10 protein-coding genes are annotated in these 16,278 nt (G+C 72.7%); 9 read left to right on the forward strand and 1 reads right to left on the reverse strand.

What is annotated here, in order from left to right; all coding sequences use genetic code 11:
• The first annotated feature begins 57 nt into the window (after nucleotides 1-57).
• From ASG28_RS01055 to ASG28_RS01070, 4 genes are read left to right on the forward strand one after another with little or no spacing between them, the layout of a single operon-like run.
• On the forward strand, nucleotides 58-741 hold the full coding sequence (locus tag ASG28_RS01055) for an ABC transporter ATP-binding protein (protein WP_200925243.1): 684 nt from the start codon (nucleotides 58-60) through the stop codon (nucleotides 739-741).
• Nucleotides 701-3,166 (forward strand): ABC transporter permease, encoded by a 2,466-nt coding sequence (locus ASG28_RS01060; protein WP_162235691.1) that lies wholly within the window; start codon nucleotides 701-703, stop codon nucleotides 3,164-3,166. The genes ASG28_RS01055 and ASG28_RS01060 overlap by 41 nt, the downstream gene beginning before the upstream one ends.
• On the forward strand, nucleotides 3,163-4,284 hold the full coding sequence (locus tag ASG28_RS01065; RefSeq protein WP_055971042.1) for a HesA/MoeB/ThiF family protein: 1,122 nt from the start codon (nucleotides 3,163-3,165) through the stop codon (nucleotides 4,282-4,284). Before ASG28_RS01060 ends, ASG28_RS01065 begins: the two co-directional genes overlap by 4 nt.
• Nucleotides 4,285-4,334: 50 nt before the next feature.
• Nucleotides 4,335-5,348, forward strand: a complete 1,014-nt coding sequence (locus ASG28_RS01070; RefSeq protein ID WP_055976645.1) for an LLM class flavin-dependent oxidoreductase — start codon at nucleotides 4,335-4,337, stop codon at nucleotides 5,346-5,348.
• A 168-nt stretch (nucleotides 5,349-5,516) separates the two neighbouring features.
• On the opposite strand, the gene ASG28_RS01075 is transcribed toward ASG28_RS01070, so the two are convergent.
• Nucleotides 5,517-6,974 (reverse strand): mannosyltransferase family protein, encoded by a 1,458-nt coding sequence (locus ASG28_RS01075; protein ID WP_055971044.1) that lies wholly within the window; start codon nucleotides 6,972-6,974, stop codon nucleotides 5,517-5,519.
• 70 nt (nucleotides 6,975-7,044) lie between these two features.
• Between ASG28_RS01075 and ASG28_RS01080 the strand changes: the two genes are divergently transcribed.
• The 5 genes from ASG28_RS01080 to ASG28_RS01100 all read left to right on the forward strand — a co-directional run bounded on the left by ASG28_RS01080 (nucleotide 7,045) and on the right by ASG28_RS01100 (nucleotide 16,202).
• Nucleotides 7,045-8,151, forward strand: a complete 1,107-nt coding sequence (locus ASG28_RS01080) for a helix-turn-helix transcriptional regulator (RefSeq protein ID WP_055971046.1) — start codon at nucleotides 7,045-7,047, stop codon at nucleotides 8,149-8,151.
• A 109-nt stretch (nucleotides 8,152-8,260) separates the two neighbouring features.
• Complete coding sequence (locus ASG28_RS01085; RefSeq protein ID WP_055971048.1) at nucleotides 8,261-9,568, forward strand: alpha/beta hydrolase; 1,308 nt, start codon at nucleotides 8,261-8,263, stop codon at nucleotides 9,566-9,568.
• Nucleotides 9,569-9,797: 229 nt separating this feature from the next.
• The gene (locus ASG28_RS01090; protein WP_082454197.1) at nucleotides 9,798-12,983 is read left to right on the forward strand and encodes a S8 family serine peptidase; all 3,186 of its coding nucleotides are present in this window, start codon (nucleotides 9,798-9,800) and stop codon (nucleotides 12,981-12,983) included.
• Between the two features lie 693 nt (nucleotides 12,984-13,676).
• Nucleotides 13,677-15,398, forward strand: a complete 1,722-nt coding sequence (locus ASG28_RS01095; RefSeq protein WP_055971053.1) for an Ig-like domain-containing protein — start codon at nucleotides 13,677-13,679, stop codon at nucleotides 15,396-15,398.
• A gap of 111 nt (nucleotides 15,399-15,509) precedes the next feature.
• Nucleotides 15,510-16,202, forward strand: coding sequence for an endonuclease/exonuclease/phosphatase family protein (locus tag ASG28_RS01100; protein WP_326937849.1), 693 nt, complete (start codon nucleotides 15,510-15,512; stop codon nucleotides 16,200-16,202).
• Nucleotides 16,203-16,278: the final 76 nt, after the last annotated feature.

A 16,278-nucleotide genomic window follows, 5' to 3' on the forward strand; every position in this document is an offset into this window, starting at 1 on the left:
GTGTCACGGCTCTTCGAGAGTCGAGGCGGGAGACCGCCCGCCGTCGACCGTGTCTCGTTGGACCTTCACGAGGGCGAGATCGTCGCGATCGTCGGTCGCTCCGGCTCGGGCAAGTCGACTCTGGTGCAGATGGTCGGTGCTCTCGACACCCCCGATCACGGTCAGATCGTCTTCGACGGAATGACCCTTTCCTCCCTCTCCGAGGCGGAGCGCACCGTCCTGCGTAGAAATCGCATCGGATTCGTCTTCCAGGACTCCCACCTCGTCCCGACCCTGTCGGTGCTCGAGAACGTCGGCCTCACGTCACTCGTCGCGGGAAGACCCCGCTCGGAATGGGCGGATCGAGCGCACGCGCTACTCGACGAACTCGGCCTCGACGGTCTCGAGCAGGCCCGTCCGGTCACGTTGTCGGGCGGAGAGGCCCAACGTGTGGCCCTGGCTCGAGCCCTCTTCTCCCGTCCGTCTCTCGTCCTCGCCGACGAGCCGACCGGCGCGCTCGACAGTGCGACCTCACGGGATGTCCTGAGGCTGCTCCGGGGCGTGGTCGTCGACGACCAGGCGTCAGCGGTCGTGGTGGTCACCCATGACCTCGAGACCGCCTGCATCGCCGACAGGATCGTCGTCCTGCGAGACGGCCGAGTCATCGCCGACGAACGCTTCACACCGGCGGCCACGATCGACAGCGTCGAGGGGAGGGCCCATGAAGAACGCGTTCGCGATTGGTTGGCGGAACATCGCTGACGGACGGCGGCGGGCAGGACTCACCGCTCTCACGGCAGCCTTGGGGGTCGCCCTTCTCACGGCCTCACTCGTCACCGGGCTGACGGCGCGCCAGACGGTCGTCGACGGAATCGATTCGTTGCTCACGTTCGGGGACGTGGGCATCGTCCCCGAGGTGGATCGTGAGTTCGTCGACGAGGGCCTCGTGGACGCACTCGCCGCCGATCCCGGAGTCGTGTCGTCGCTCCCCACCCTGAGTCGAGAGACGGTCGCGGTCGGCGCGACGGGTGAGGCGGAGACCCTCCTCCTGACCGGGGCCCCGGCCGGGCCGGACTCGCTCGCCTCCCAGGTGGTCACCGACGGTCGAGCTCCTCGACCGGGCTCGGATGAGGTCCTGGTGCCGACCGATGTCGCAGACCGCATGGACGCCTCCCTGGGGAGTCGAATGTCGATGACGACTCCCGCGGGCGTCCGCTCGTTCGACGTGGTGGGGCTCGTCGACCCCCGCTCGTTGGGTGTCTTCGCCCGGGACAACCTCTTCACCGACCTCGAGGTCGTCCAGAGGGCGTTCGGGCTCGAGGGTGACCTCACCCGTCTCGACCTCGAACTCGATCCTGCAGTCGCGTCCACCTGGGCAGCAGAACACCGAGCGGCGCTCCCGTCCGGAGCCGTCTTCCAGGACACGTCGGCCGTGGCCGACGGCCTCGGGCCCATCGAAACGGCCGTGACGGCGGTCATGGCAGGGCTCGCTCTGGTCGCGCTCGCCGTGTCGGCACTGCTCGGTTCACTGGCGAGCACGGCTGCCGTCCGAGCACGGCGCCGCACCTACGGTGTGCTGCGCGCCACGGGCGCGTCCACGCGGTGGTTGGTCTCGTCGGTCGGCGCCGAGATCGCCATCGTCGCAGCGGCCGGAACGGTCGTGGGCGTCGCGGTCGGCGTCGCAGGCGCTGCGGTGGTGATGAGTCGGACGGATGGGGCGACTCCGTCTCTCTCGACTCTCACCCTCTCGGTCGGTCTCGGTGTCCTGGCGGGAGCGACCTCCGCCGCGCTCGGAGCCCGACGAGCCGTCGCCGACGTCCGTCGAATTCCGCCGGCGTTCGTCGTGAGGGGCGTCGAACCCGCAGACGGTTCGCCCGGATCGTGCTCACAGCGACGAACCGTCGCGGTCGCCGTGGTCGCATCGGTCTCGGCGCTGGTGATCTGGGCCCTCGACGCAGGCGCCGTCCTCGACGCTCTGGGCCTGGTCGCTCTGGCGGCCTGTGCGGTGGCCCTCTCCCGCCTCGCGATCGCGCCCCTGGCGGCGTTCGCGGCCAGGCTCCAGTGGGCAGCCGACCTGGCGCGTCGCCGACCGACACGCGGCAGGTCGACGGTGACCGGGGCCCTCACCCTGGTGGTCTTCGGTGCGGTGTCGCTCGCCACCTGCGTCGGTGCCGTCGCCTCCGCGACAGGGGAACAGATCGATCGGCAGTTCGGGGCCGACGTGCAAGTCACGTCGGTCGTGCCCTTGTCGGACGACGCCGAGCCGACGATCGTCGTGGACGGCGTTCGGGACGTCGCGCGGTCGACGTCCGGTGAAGCCACCGTCCTGTCGGCGTCCGCCGAACTCGACGTGCCGTTCCAGGCGATCGACCCCGAGACCTGGTTCGACGTGTCGGGGCTCGCGTGGTCCGACGGTAGCGGATCGAGAGGTGTCGAGTTGCTGAGGGCCGGTGGGGGCATCGCTCTGCCGAGGGGGGTCGCCGAGTCCCTGACGGTGGCCCCGGGCGATGAGGTCGTCGTGTCGGCCGGGGGAACCCAGGTGCCCCTCGAAGTCGTTGGGCTCTTCACCTCGGTGGCCACGGGGCAACAGGTCGTCATCGACCGCAGGACGGCGGGGGAACTCGGTGTCACTGGGGTCTCTCGGTGGGACGTGTCGGCAGACGGAGGGGTCGATGTCGCCGACTTGTCAGACCGCATCGCCGCGCAGGTGGTCGGTGTCCCCGGTGTCGACGTCATCACCGCCGAGGCGACGAGGGATCGGGCAGCCTCCGAGACGGCAGCCCTCACGGCAGGACTCTTCGCTGCGGTGACGGTGACTTTGGCCCTCGGGGCTCTGGGGGCCAGCAGCACGCTGAGCCTCGACGTCGAATCGCGGCGTGATGAACTCGCCGTGCTCCGCACCGTGGGGTGCCGACGTCGCGGCGTCGGTGCCCTCGTCGCCTGGGACGCCATCGTGATCGCCGTGGCGTCGCTGAGTGCAGGACTGCTCCTCGGCTCGTTCGGGGGAGCACTCGGGACGCAGATCGTCTCGAGGCTCCTCGGCGTGGGGGTCGACCCGGTGGTCGATCCCGTGACGATCGCGGGAATCGTCGGCGTGACGGCGATCGCTCTCGCCTTCGCCGCCGTGGGGCCGGTCCTGCGGGCCTCCCGCACGGAGCCCCTGACGATTCTGAGGGGCACGTCATGAGCACTGACGCGAGAACGGGCTCAGCCGCCCGCCCCCGTCTGCGAGACAGCATCATCGTCATCCAGCTCGCAGACGGTCGCCTGCAATTCAGGGCAACGTACGAGCGGGTCGTGTCGACCTTCTCCGTCGAGCCCTGGGTGGCGGACCTCGTCCCGCTGCTCGACGGGACTCGCACGCCAGCGCAGCTCGCCCAGACGCTTTCCTTGCGTGATCGCGGAGCGCTCGAGGACGTGCTGGAGGTCCTCGAATCCGAACGCTTCCTGGCGTCGGAGGCATCTTCTACTGACCGTGCCACGAGGCATTCGCGTCAGCTGCAGCTGTTCGACGAGATGATCTCGGCCGATGAACTGTCCGCAGTCGCTCGGGGACACGACGCCTCGACGGTCCAGAGCCGGCTCACCGGTGCATGCGTGGTCGTGGTCGGCGTCGGTGGTGCTGGTTCGTGGGTCGTCCAATCGCTGGCCTCGGCGGGGGTGGGGAAGCTCGTGCTCATCGATCCCGACGTCGTCGAACTCTCCAACCTGAACCGGCAGGTGCTCTTCGATTCCGGTGACGTCGGACGAGTCAAGGTCGACGCAGCCGCAGAGCGAGTCGCCGAGATCGACGCTGACATCACCGTCGACGTCTGGTGCACTCGGGTGGACACCTCGGAACAGCTCGCGACCCTGCTCTCGGGCGCCGATCTCGTCGTGAGTTGCGCAGACCAGCCCTCGGTGCCCGTCGTGGCCGACGTCGTGGCGACTGCGAGCACCGCGGTCGGTGTCCCGCACATCGTCGGAGGCGCGTACGGCGCCCTGCTCGGGGTGCCGGGTGTCACCGTCCTGCCCGGCCGAACGACGTGCTGGTCGTGCATCCGTGCCGCGACAGCCGACGATCACGGACGTGCCGCGCGAACACTGAAGGGTTCGTCGCCCGGCGGTTCAGCCGCCCCGTTGGCCGGTGTGGTGGGGAACATGACGGCATGGGAGGCGCTCCGGATACTGCTCGGAGCACCACCGGCACTGGCCGGAGGTGTCCGCGAGGTCGATCTCGCCAGTTTCGACAGTGTCTGGCGTCGGATTCCACCACGTCTCGAATGCGGATGCGTTCCATCGTCCGAGACGACCGGTTCGACCTGACGATCGCCGAGACCGGGCATACGGCGACGCCCGTCGTTGTTCACCCCCGCATGAGCATTCCCCTCTCGATCCTCGACCTCGCCCCCGTCGCACCCGGTCAGACCGTGCGCGAGAGCTTCGCGGCCTCCGTGGCCCTGGCGCAGCAGGCCGAGGCGAGCGGGTACCGGCGGGTCTGGTACGCCGAGCACCACAACATGGCGTCCATCGCCTCGAGCGCGACGTCGGTGCTGATCGCCCACATCGCGAGCCAGACCTCGACCATCCGTCTCGGCTCCGGCGGCGTCATGCTGCCGAACCACTCGCCGCTCGCGATCGCCGAGCAGTTCGGCACCCTCGAGACCCTGCACCCGGGCCGCATCGACCTCGGCCTCGGCCGCGCCCCCGGCAGCGACCAGGCCACCTTCCGCGCCATGCGCCGCGACCCCTCGTCGTCCGAGCGCTTCCCGCAGGACGTCGTCGAGCTGCAGGCCTTCCTCGCGGGGGAGTCCCGCGTCGCCGGCGTCCAGGCCGTCCCCGGCGCCGGAACGAACGTGCCGCTGTACATCCTCGGCTCGTCGCTCTTCGGCGCGAAGCTCGCCGCCGCCCTCGGCCTGCCCTACGCTTTCGCCTCGCACTTCGCGCCCGGCGACCTGATCGACGCCGTCTCGGCCTACCGCCGCGAGTTCCAGCCGTCGACCCAGCTCAGCGAGCCGTACGTGCTCGCCGCCGTCAACGCGGTCGTCGCCGACGACGCGGACGAGGCCGACGCCCAGTTCGCCACCATGAAGCGCCAACGTCTGATGATGCTGCTGCGACAGAGCGGCCAGATCGACCCCACGCGCGAGTTCGGTGACGACGAACTCGACCACCTGCTGCGCACCCCCGTCGGCCAGCACGTCCAGACCATGACGACCTACACGGCCGTCGGCACGCCCGGCGACGCCCGCCAGTACATGGAGCAGTTCGCCCGCACCGCCCAGGCCGACGAGCTGATCGTCGCGCACGCGGCCTCGTCGACGGAGGCGCGCCTCCGGTCGGTCGCGCTCCTCGCCGACGCGATGCAGCTGGCCCCCGCCGCCGCGTAGCCCGCCGGCGCCTCCGGGCGAGACGCGGAGCGCCCCGCCCGCCGGACACCGCCGAGTGGACTGGACACCGAGAAATGCGACGGTGTCCTGTCCGCTCGGCGGTGTCGTCGTCGTGACAGCCGGTGGTGACGCCGCGCCGGCCACGCCGCGTCGGCGACGCCGCGGTGGCTACGGTGCGGTGAAGAGGAAGACGAGTACGACGGCGACCGGCTGCAGGGCCGCCCCGCCGAGCAGCATCGTGCGGCGCAGCCACGGTCGCGCCGAGATCGCGGGCGTGCCGAGCACGGGGCTGAGCGGCATGAGCAGCCGGAACAGGCTCTGCTGCGGCAGGAACACCGCGACGAGGTAGGCGAAGAACCCCGCGACGAAGGCGACGACCTCGTGGCCGAGGCGCAGGGTCGAGCGGCGGGTCATCCAGAACGTGAACGACGCGATGATGGCCAGCACGAGCACGATGCCCCCGATGCCCAACCAGCGGCCCGCCAGCAGGAACCACGGCGTCAACGGCACGAACGCCGGGCGGCCGACGTAGTCGACCCACCAGGCCATCTCGGTCTCGAGGTAGGCGTCCGACTGACCCGTGACCACGTGGGCGACGACCGGCCACGCGAGTCCCGCCGCGGCCATCGCGAGCCCCGCCACGACGATCGTCGTCAGCTCGCGCGTCGGCATCCGGCCGCCGACGACGAACTCGTGCAGCCCGGCCCAGGCACGGCGGGCCGACGCGCGGGCGGCGAGGACGAGCGCAGGAGGCGCGGTGCCGATCCCGGCGATCCGTCGCGTCCCGGCGTCCCCGGTCGACCGCGTCGTCGACCCGGTCGGCGCGGCGACGGCGGCGGCAGCAGCGGCCGTGGCACGGCCCGCGCCCGCGCCCCCGGCCGCGCCCGCAGGCAGGCCCTCGGGCCGTTCCCGCTCGGTGTGCCAGCGCACGATCAGGTGGATGCCGAGCGCCAACGCCAGGGCGAGCGCCCCGGGTCGGACGAACGACGCGACGATGCCCGCCGCCGCCACGAGCGGGTAGTTCCGCCGCTGCATGGCGAGCAGGCCGCCGAACATCAGCAGCAGGAAGAGGCTCTCGGCGTAGCCGACCGACATGACGAACGCCATCGGCCCGAAGCAGAACAGCAGCACGGCCCAGAGGGCACCGGTGTGTCCGACCCTCGTCACGAGCAGGCGGTAGAGGACGATCGCCGCACCCGCGCCGAACACGGTGGCGAGCAGGGGGGCGGCGACGGTGAAGTCCATGCCCGTGGCCACCATCAGCAGGTGGCAGAGGTACGGGAAGACCGGCAGGAACGCCCACTCGTTCGGCAGCACCTCGCCCGTGGCGTCGGTGGGCAGGGTCGACGGATAGCCGTGCAGCGCGATGGTGCGGTACCGGTCGGCGTCCCACGACGACGTGAAGTCGAGGAAGCTGCGGTCGCTGCCCGGCGTGATGAAGGTCGCCCCGGCCAGTTTCGCGACCTCGTAGACGGAGAAGAGGACGCTCGTCGAGAACAGCCGCGACGCGAGGTAGACGACGAGCACGCTGCGCCAGCTGCCCGACAACCGACCGGCGAGACCGACCGAGAAAGCGGGTCGACGCAGCCTCGCCGCCGACGGCGACGCGATCGTCTCGCGGCTCACCGCCCCGCCCCGTGTCCGGTCATCTGGACGACGCTACCAAGAGTCGGCTGGGACGGGGCAAGATCGACCCGTGCCCCTTCCGTCCTTCGCCGCCCTCGGGATCGACGACGTGGCGGTCGCGGTCTACCGTCACGTCGTCGCCGGGGCCGGGGTGGCGGACGCCCCGGGTGCGGCGGCCGGGCCGACGCCCGAGGCCGTGGCACGGGCCGTGCACCTCGACGAGGCGACGGCCCTGGCCGCCCTGGAGCGCCTCCGTTCGCTCGGGCTCGTCCAGCGGTCGGCGGGTGGCGACGGCTACGGTGCGGTCGACCCCCGCGTGGCCGTCCCGGCCGTCGTCGCGGCGCGGGCCGACGCACTCGTCGAGGTGCGCGCGGCGGTGCCCGAACTCGGGGCGCTCTTCGACGAGGGTCGCCGCCCGCATCACGCGGACGAGCTGACTCGGGTCGTCGTCGGCCACGCGGCCGTGGGTGACTGGTACTCGCGGCTCGAGCACCGCGCGACCACCGACTTCGTCGCCTTCGACCGTCCGCCCTACGTGGTCGCGTCGAACGAGTCCACCCAGCGGGTGGCCCTCGGCCGCGGGGTGCGGTGGCGGGCGGTCTACACGGTCGCCAGCATCTCGGCCGACGGCAGCTGGCAGGGCGTGCACCGCCTCGGCGCCGACGGCGAGGAGGCCCGCATCACGCACGACCTGCCGGTCAAGCTCGCCGTCGCCGACCGCCGGGTCGCCCTCGTCTCGATCGGCCACGACCCCGACCGGCCCGAGGCCCTCGTGACCGAGTCCGAACCGCTCGTCGCCGCGCTCCACGACCTGTTCGAGGCCCGCTGGCGCAGCGCGTTGCCCGTGCCGGGCACCCCGGGGGCCGGCCGCTCCGCGGTCGACTGGGCCTCGGTGGCCGCACGACTGGCGGCGGCGTCGTCGACCGTGACGTCGCCGTCCGGCGTCGCCACCCCGTCCCGGGACCAGGAGGCGCGGCTCGCGATGCGACCTCCCACCCCCGCCGAGCGCGACCTGCTCGCCCTCGTGGCGGCGGGGGCGACCGACGAGGTGATCGCGGGTCAGCTCGGCATCTCGTCCCGCACGCTCCGGCGGCGCCTCCACGCCCTCTTCGACGAGCTCGGCGCGAGCAACCGGTTCCACGCCGGAGTCGAGGCCGCCCGCCGCGGCTGGGTCTGAGTCAGCCGACGTCCAGCCTGCTCACGGCCCACCCATCGAGTCGCCTCGGTAGCGTCCCGGACGTGACCGATCTGCGCCGACCCGAGCCGTCGTGTTGAGGCTCTCCCTGGTGTCGGCCGGCACCCTGGCCGCCGTCTACGCCGTGGCGGGCGCGCTCGTGGCCCTGACGCTGCGTCGCCCACGCCGGGCACGCACCTGGTGGCGGTGGATCGCCGGAGCCGCCGCCCTGGGGGCCGGGCTCGGCGCGATGGTCACCTGGTGGCTCGGAGACGTCGAGGACGTCCTCGACGTCTCGCCCACCTGGGTCGACCGACTCTGGGTCGGGGCCCTGCTGGTGGTCGTCGGCACGGCCGTGGTCGCCGTGATCCGCGGAGGCGCCGGCCGCCGGGTCCTCGCCGCGTCGACGGTCGTCGTCATGGCCCTCGCCACCGGACTCGCGATCAACCGGGACGGCGGGCTCTTCCCGACCGTGGGGGCGTTGCTCGGCATCTCGGACGTCCCGGCGCTCGTCGTCCCGGCCGCGCAGACGGCGGCGGTGCGGGCCGGCCGGACGTCGACCCCGGCCGCCCCCGACCTGGGACGCACCTGGCGGGCACCCGCCGACCTGCCGTCACGGGGCCGGCTCGGCAGCGTGGCCATCCCGGGCACCGTGTCCCGCTTCGACGCGCGGGACGCCCTCGTCTACCTGCCGCCCGCCGCCCTCGTGGCCGATCCGCCGCCCCTGCCCGTCGACGTCGTCCTGTCCGGACAAGGCCCGGGCGCAGCCCCCGAGAACCTCGTCGACGCCGGGCGGATGGTCGAGACGCTCGACGCCCTCGCCCGCGCGCACGACGGCCTCGCGCCGATCGTCGTCATGCCCGACCAGCTCGAACGACCGACGAACAACCCGATGTGCGTCGACGGCCCGCTCGGTCACAGCGAGACCTACCTGACGGCCGACGTGCCCCGGTGGATCACGAGCCACCTCGCGGTCCAGGCACCCGGCCGGGCGTGGGCGGTCTCGGGCTTCTCGCAGGGCGGCACCTGCTCGCTCCAGCTGGCGGCGGGGCACCCCGAGCTGTTCGCCTCGTTCGTCGACGTCTCGGGCCAGATCGGCCCGCGGCTCGACGGGGGAGCGCGGGCGACGGTGGAGCGCGGCTTCGGCGGCGACCGGGCGGCCTACGCCGCGGCCCAGCCGCTCGCCGTGCTGGCCGCACGAGCCCCCTACGCCGACAGCGCCGGGTTCTTCGCGGTCGGCGGGACCGACTCGCGCTACGGGCCCGTGATGCCCGTCGTCTCGGCGGCCGCCCGGGCCGCGGGCATGGACGTGACCCGCGAGGTGCTACCCCGGAGCGGCCACGACTGGGCCACGGCGTCGCGCGGGCTCGGCACGGGGACCGCGTGGGCGGCGGCGCGGCTCGGGCTGACGAGACCGTAGCGGGGCGCGGCGAGGCGACCGTCCGCCGAAGGGGGGACGGCGTCGGTGCCCCACCCGTGCCTCCTCGTGTGAACTCTCTGGCCGAAGCCGGTCACTGGCCGGTTTCGGCCATGTCCCCCACTAGAGGGTCACGCACATTCACAGGTAGTTCTTATGGATCGACCGCGGCCCGGGGCTGCGGCGCACCCCCGACAGCACGCTCCGCACGGCGTGCATCGAAAGGCGATCCGTGATCACACCATCCGGCCGACGCAGGCCGACCGCTCCGCCCCGCACCCGCCTCCGTGGCGGCTTCGCTACCCTGTTGGCCACCGGCGTCGTCGCCGCGGGCCTCGTCGCGGTGCCGGCCACCGCCTCCTACGCCGCGGACGGCCCGGCCGTCGTGGGCGACAGCCAGTTCGCCGACGGCAAGTACATCGTCACGCTGCGTGAGCCGGCGGCCGCGACCTACGAGGGCGGCCAGCCGGGCCTCGCCCGCACCGCCGTGCCCGAGGGCAGCGACCTGGACGCGCAGAGTGCCCCCGTGCAGGACTACGCCGAGCACCTGAAGGGCGTCCAGCAGGACGTCGCGGCGGCGGCCGGCGCGACCGTCGAGGCGAGCTACGCCATCACCACCAACGCGTTCGCGGCCGACCTCACGGCCGCCCAGGCCGCGAAGCTCGCGAGCGACCCCTCGGTCGCCGCCGTCTCGAAGAACGAGCTGCTCAAGCTGCAGGCCACGCCCTCGACCGAGTTCCTCGGCCTCGGCGACGCCGAGGGGAACGGCGGCGTCTGGGACGCCGTCGGCGGGCGCGAGAAGGCCGGCGAGGGGGTCGTCGTCGGCATCATCGACTCGGGCATCGCGGCGGGCAACGCCTCGTTCGCCGGTGACCCCCTGGGGTCGGCCAGCGACACCGAGCCCCACCTCGACGGCGACCGGACCGTCTTCGCCAAGGGCGACGGCGGCACCTTCACCGGCGTGTGCCAGACCGGCGTGCAGTTCGACGCGGGCGACTGCAACACGAAGCTGATCGGTGCGCGCTACTTCGTCGACGGCTTCGGCGTCGGCAACATCGGCACCGAGGAGCAGGGCGAGTACCTCTCACCCCGTGACGGCAACGGGCACGGTTCGCACACGGCGTCGACCGCCGCGGGCAACGCCGACGTCGAGGCCACCATCGGCGACCGCTCGTTCGGCACCGTCTCGGGCGTCGCCCCGGCCGCCAAGATCGCCGCCTACAAGGTCTGCTGGGACGGCCCCGACCGCGTCGCCACCGACGACGACGGCTGCGCCACGCTCGACCTGATCGCCGCCATCGAGGCCGCGGTCACCGACGGCGTCGACGTCATCAACTACTCGATCGGCGGAGGCGGGGCCACGAGCACCTTCTCGGCCACCGACCAGGCCTTCCTCGGCGCGGCTTCGGCCGGCGTCTTCGTGGCGGCCTCGGCCGGCAACGACGGCCCGACCGCGACGACCGCCGACAACGCGGCACCGTGGATCACCACGGTCGCGGCGTCGACGATCCCCAGCTACAGCGCGACGGTGCAGACCGCCGACGGCACCGACTACCTGGGTGGCTCGATCACCGTGCCGACCGGCACCGACGGCCTGACGGGCGACTTCGTCTCGTCGACCGCCGTCGCGGCCGCCGGCGCCGACGCCACCGCGGTGACCCTCTGCGCCCCGGACACCCTCGACCCCGCGAAGGCGGCCGGCACCATCGTGCTCTGCGACCGCGGCGTCTACGACCGCACGGCCAAGTCGGCCGAGGTCGAGCGCGCCGGCGGCATCGGCATGGTGCTCGTCAACCCGACGAGCAGCTCGGTCGACCTCGACGAGCACGCCGTGCCCACCGTCCACCTCAACGCGGACGACTACGACGCGATCCACGCGTACGCCGACGCCGAGGGCGCCACCGTCACCCTGCTCGACGGCAACCCGGGCGCCCTGCCCGAGCCCGCCACCCCGCAGATCGCCGGCTTCTCGTCGCGCGGCCCGGTGACGGCCGACGGCGGCAACCTGCTGAAGCCCGACATCTCGGCCCCCGGCGTGGCGATCCTCGCCGACGGCGCCAACGCGCAGGGTGAGCCCGGCACGTACGAGTTCCTCTCGGGGACGTCGATGTCGTCCCCGCACATCGCCGGTCTGGCCGCGCTCTACCTCTCGAAGGGCGTGCACCCCGACTGGACCCCAGACGAGGTCAAGTCGGCCATGATGACGACCGCCTACGACCTCGTCGGCGAGGACGGCGCTCCGAGCCAGGACGTCTTCGCCCAGGGCGCCGGGCACGTCGACCCGACCGCGTTCCTGGAACCCGGGCTGCTCTACGAGAACGGACCGGCCGACTGGCAGGCCTACGTCGACTCGATCGACACCGTCGAGGGCACCGACTCGTCGCTCAACCTCGCGTCGATCAGCGTCGGCTCGTTGGCCGGCACCGCACAGGTCACGCGCACCGTCACCTCGACCGAGGCGGGCACCTACACGGCCGCCCCGATCGAGATGGACGGCGTCACGGCCACGGTCGAACCCACGACGTTGACGTTCGGCGCCGCGGGCGAGAAGCAGGACTACACGGTCACCTTCACCCGCACGACGGCCGCGCTCGACCAGTTCGCCACCGGCTACCTCACCTGGTCCGACGGGACCCACGACGTGCGCAGCCCGCTCGCCGTCCGACCCGTCCAGCTGCAGGCCCCGGCCGAGGTGGCCGGCGAGGGCGCCACGGGCGAGACGGCGTTCGACGTCACGGCCGGCGACGCTCTCGAGCTGCCGCTCACGACCGAGGGCCTCGCCGCCGGGCAGGTCACGACCGGTTCGGGCACGGCGGGCGCCGCGGCGGCCGAGACGCCGGTCACGATCGCCGAGGGCACCACCCACGCGCGCTTCGTGCTCGACAGCGCCGACGACACCGCGGACCTCGACCTGCTGCTCTACACGGCCGGTGCCGACGGTGCGCCCGACCAGCTCGCGGCCTCCTCGGCGACGGGTTCGGCGGACGAGCAGATCGACCTCGACGCCCCCGCGGCGGGCGAGTACGTCCTGCTGGTCGACTTCTACAGCGGGGCCGGGCAGCTCGACTACACGTTGACCTCGTACCTGCTCGATCCGGCGGCGGCCGTCGGAGGCCTCACGGTCGACCCGGCCACCCTCTCGGCCGGACTGGGCGAGACGGCGACGCTGACCGCGTCCTGGACCGGCCTGCCCTACGAGCAGACCTTCCTCGGTCGCGTCGCGTACGGCGACACCGGGCAGGTCACCTACCTCACGGTCGCCTCGGGCGAGGAGCCCGAGACGCCCACGCCCACCGAGCCGGGCCCCGGGCCTGGTCAGCCGGGCCACCCCGGCGGCTGGAGCCTCGGCGACATCCTGCAGTGGATCTGGAACGCCCTCGGCGACCTCTTCCACGGCTGGTTCCCGTGGCGCGGCTAGCACCCGCGGCCTGACGGCCTGACCCACCCGGAGGCGGTGGTCACCTTCCCCGCGAAGGCGACCACCGCCTCCTCCCGTCCCCGCCTCGTCCCGTCCCCGTCCCCGTCCCCGTCCCCGCACCCGCCCCGTCCCGCGACGCCCGGCCGCTCGTGTCGGCAACTCCTGCCCCGTGCTGCGGCGTCCGTGTCGGCAACTCCTGCCCCGTGCTGCGGCGTCCGTGTCGGCAACTCCTGCCTGGCAGTGCGGCGTCGGGCGTGGAGGCGCGTGTCGGGGTCGGTGCCGGGGCGGGAGGCAGGAGTTGCCGGCGCTGCGGCGTCCGTGTCGGCAACTCCTGCCCGGTGCTGCGGCGTGGCTCGTCCGCCCGGGTGTCCCGGCCCGCGGTGCGGCACGAGGCAGGAGTTGCCAGCACGCCGAACACCGTGGGCCGTGGGCCGTGCCCCCGGGGATGGTCGTCCCCCGTCGCGGGCCGGTCGTCCCCCGCATCGGGTGGCTCGGGGGACCCCCGGCGTCGCCCGTTCCTCGTCCGGGTGATCTGTCCCCCGAATGGTGGACACTGTCAGCACCCCGGCCCTACTTTGGGTGTCACCCGAGTCGTGACGATCCCTGTTCACCCGACCCCGGCGCCGTACCCGAACACGGCGCCGGGGGAGCAGGTCGAGGCGCGCGTCTACCCCACCCGAAAAAGGCACCACCATGCACTCGCTCACCCTCGCGGGGTCTCCCCGTCGCGGGCGGAGGGCCCTGCGCCTGTCCGCTGCGCTGCTCGCCACCCTCGCCCTGGCCGGCACGGCCGCCCTCACGGGTCCTGCGATCTCCGCCCAGGCGAAGGAGATCTCGGGTGCCATCACGTCCGTGACCGTCTCGCCGACGACCCCCCGCCAGGGAGAGCAACTCACGACCGAGATCGCCTGGAAGGTCCCCAACGGGACCAAGAAGGGCGACACGTTCCGGCTGACCCTCAGCGACCACCTCAAGAACCTGCCGGTGGGATTCGCGCTGCGTGACCCCGCGACCGACGCGGTCGTGGCCGACGCCACCGTCACCCGGACCAAGCCCTTCGTCGTCACCTTCACCATGACGGCCTACGCCGAGGCCCACCTCAACACGAGCGGGTCGGCGTTCGTCCGCTCCGACTTCGACTCGTCCACGACGCCGTCCGGCTCACCCACGCCCTTCACCTCGACCGCGGGGGGCGGGAACTCCTTCACCACCGTCGTCACCCCCACCGGCACGTTGCGCGGCTCGGACGTCGTGACGAAGTTCGGCACCTACACCGGCGTCGACCAGGGACGTCTCACGGCCGAGGACTTCCTCGTCTGGAGCGTCAACACGCCCATGGGCCCCTTCGACTCGGCCTCCGTCAGCGACTCGGTCCCGGCCGGGCAGGCGTGGTCGTACGACTGCGACACCGCGACCTTCACCGAGATCCGTACGAAGACCGACGGCACCCTCGCCGCTCCGGTCGCCGTCACGCCGACCTCCTTCGCCTGCACGCCCGCCGGCTACACCGTCTCGTGGGGCTCGCAGGCCGGCTCCGCGCAGTACCGTGCCGCCGTCGCCGTGAGCCTGCCCGCTCCCACGGGCACCGCCACCGCACCGCAGACCTTCACCAACGTCGCCACCGCGTCGACCGTGCGGGCGGGTGTGGCCGCGAACAGCCGGGTCAGCGCCTCGAAGACCCAGGCCTCGGCCGGCGGCATCGGCAGCGGTGACGTCCCGGTCCCCGCCGTCACGATCACCAAAGGTGACGCCGCGGGCAACGCGGCGGACACCGCCGACGCCGCAGTCGTCCTGGGTGCCGAGGGCACGTCCGTGCTCGCCTACCGTGTCACGAACACGGGTGCCGATCCCCTCGCCGCCGTCGCCGTGAGCGACCTCGTCGTCGCCAACGGGACCGTCACGGATCTCAGCTGCGACTTCTCGCCCCTCGGCGGCCCGTCGACCGGCGTCACGTGGGCCGGCCCGTTCGCGGTCGGAGCCTCCTTCGACTGCACCGCCGCTCTGGCGGGCGTCACGGCCGGTGACGTCGACCACCACGACGTCGGCACCGTGACGGCCCGTGGCATCGAGTCCGGCCAGGCCGTGTCCGCCTCGAACGCCTGGTTCGCCCGGGTCGCCGCGGCCGGAACGTCCACCACGCCGTCGACCTCGCCCACGACGAACCCCGCCGCCCTCGCCGCTCCCGTGGCGGGTCCCGCCACCCCGGCCGCATCCGCTCCGGCCGTGTCGACGCCTCGACCCGCCACCGCAGCAGCGACGACCGGTCTCGCTTTCACCGGAGCCGAGCTGGCCGGCCCCGTCGCGCTGGCCGCCCTGCTCACCCTGCTCGGTGCCGCGCTCGTCGTCTCCACCCGTCGCCGCGCGGCCCGCGCAGCGATCACCGGTGACGCCGACCGCACCCTCCGCGGCGAGTAGCCGTTCGACGGGGGTGCCGGGTGCGGCGGGCGTCACGTCCGCCGCACCCGGCACCCCCCGTTCGTCCAACCTGCACATGCCCGAAACAGACGTGGACTAGGTTCGCTAGTCGTGACAGAACACAACGGACACACGATGCGCGTCGTCAGCTACAACCTGCGCGAGCACACGGCCAAGGGCGAGATCCGGTCGCTCGCCGAGGACAACGACGCCGACGTGCTCTGCCTGCAAGAGGCCGACACCAAGGACATCCCCGACGAGTTCGGCGAGTTCGCCCTCGCGGCGTCGACGCACAACAACCGTCTCGGGCTGGCCGCCTACTACCGCCGCTCCCGGTTCGAGTTGCTGGGGACGAACGTCTACGCGTTGAAGAAGTCGATGCACGACCGCGTCATGTCGCCGGCGCACGAGCGACTGCTGGCCATGCACCTGGCCGACCGGCAGAGCGGACGTGACGTGCTGATCGGTTCGTTCCACGCCGCCCCGCTCACGGCCACGAACGCCCTGCGCAAGAAGCAGGTCGAGTCGGCGCACCGCCTGATGCGTGCGCTGGCGCCGGGCGTGCCGATGCTGATGGTGGGCGACTTCAACTACCCGTGGTTCCACGGCGGTCTGCGCAAGCACATCGAGCGCGACGGCTTCGTGCTGACCCGCAGCTCGACCCCGACCTACCTCGGCTACAAGTACGTCAAGGGTCACTTCGACTTCGCGACGAGCTACGACCTCAAGATCGAGGACGTCGTCACCCTCCCGGCCGGCGTGAGCGACCACCGGCCGATCCTGGTCCGCGCCCAGGGTCTCTGACCCCGCCGCCCCGAACAGCGAACGACGGGCCCGGTCACCTCTCGGTGGCCGGGCCCGTCGTCGTGGTGCCGGGGAC

The sequence above is a fragment of the Frigoribacterium sp. Leaf415 genome, from assembly GCF_001424645.1.
Classification (GTDB): Bacteria; Actinomycetota; Actinomycetes; order Actinomycetales; family Microbacteriaceae; genus Frigoribacterium.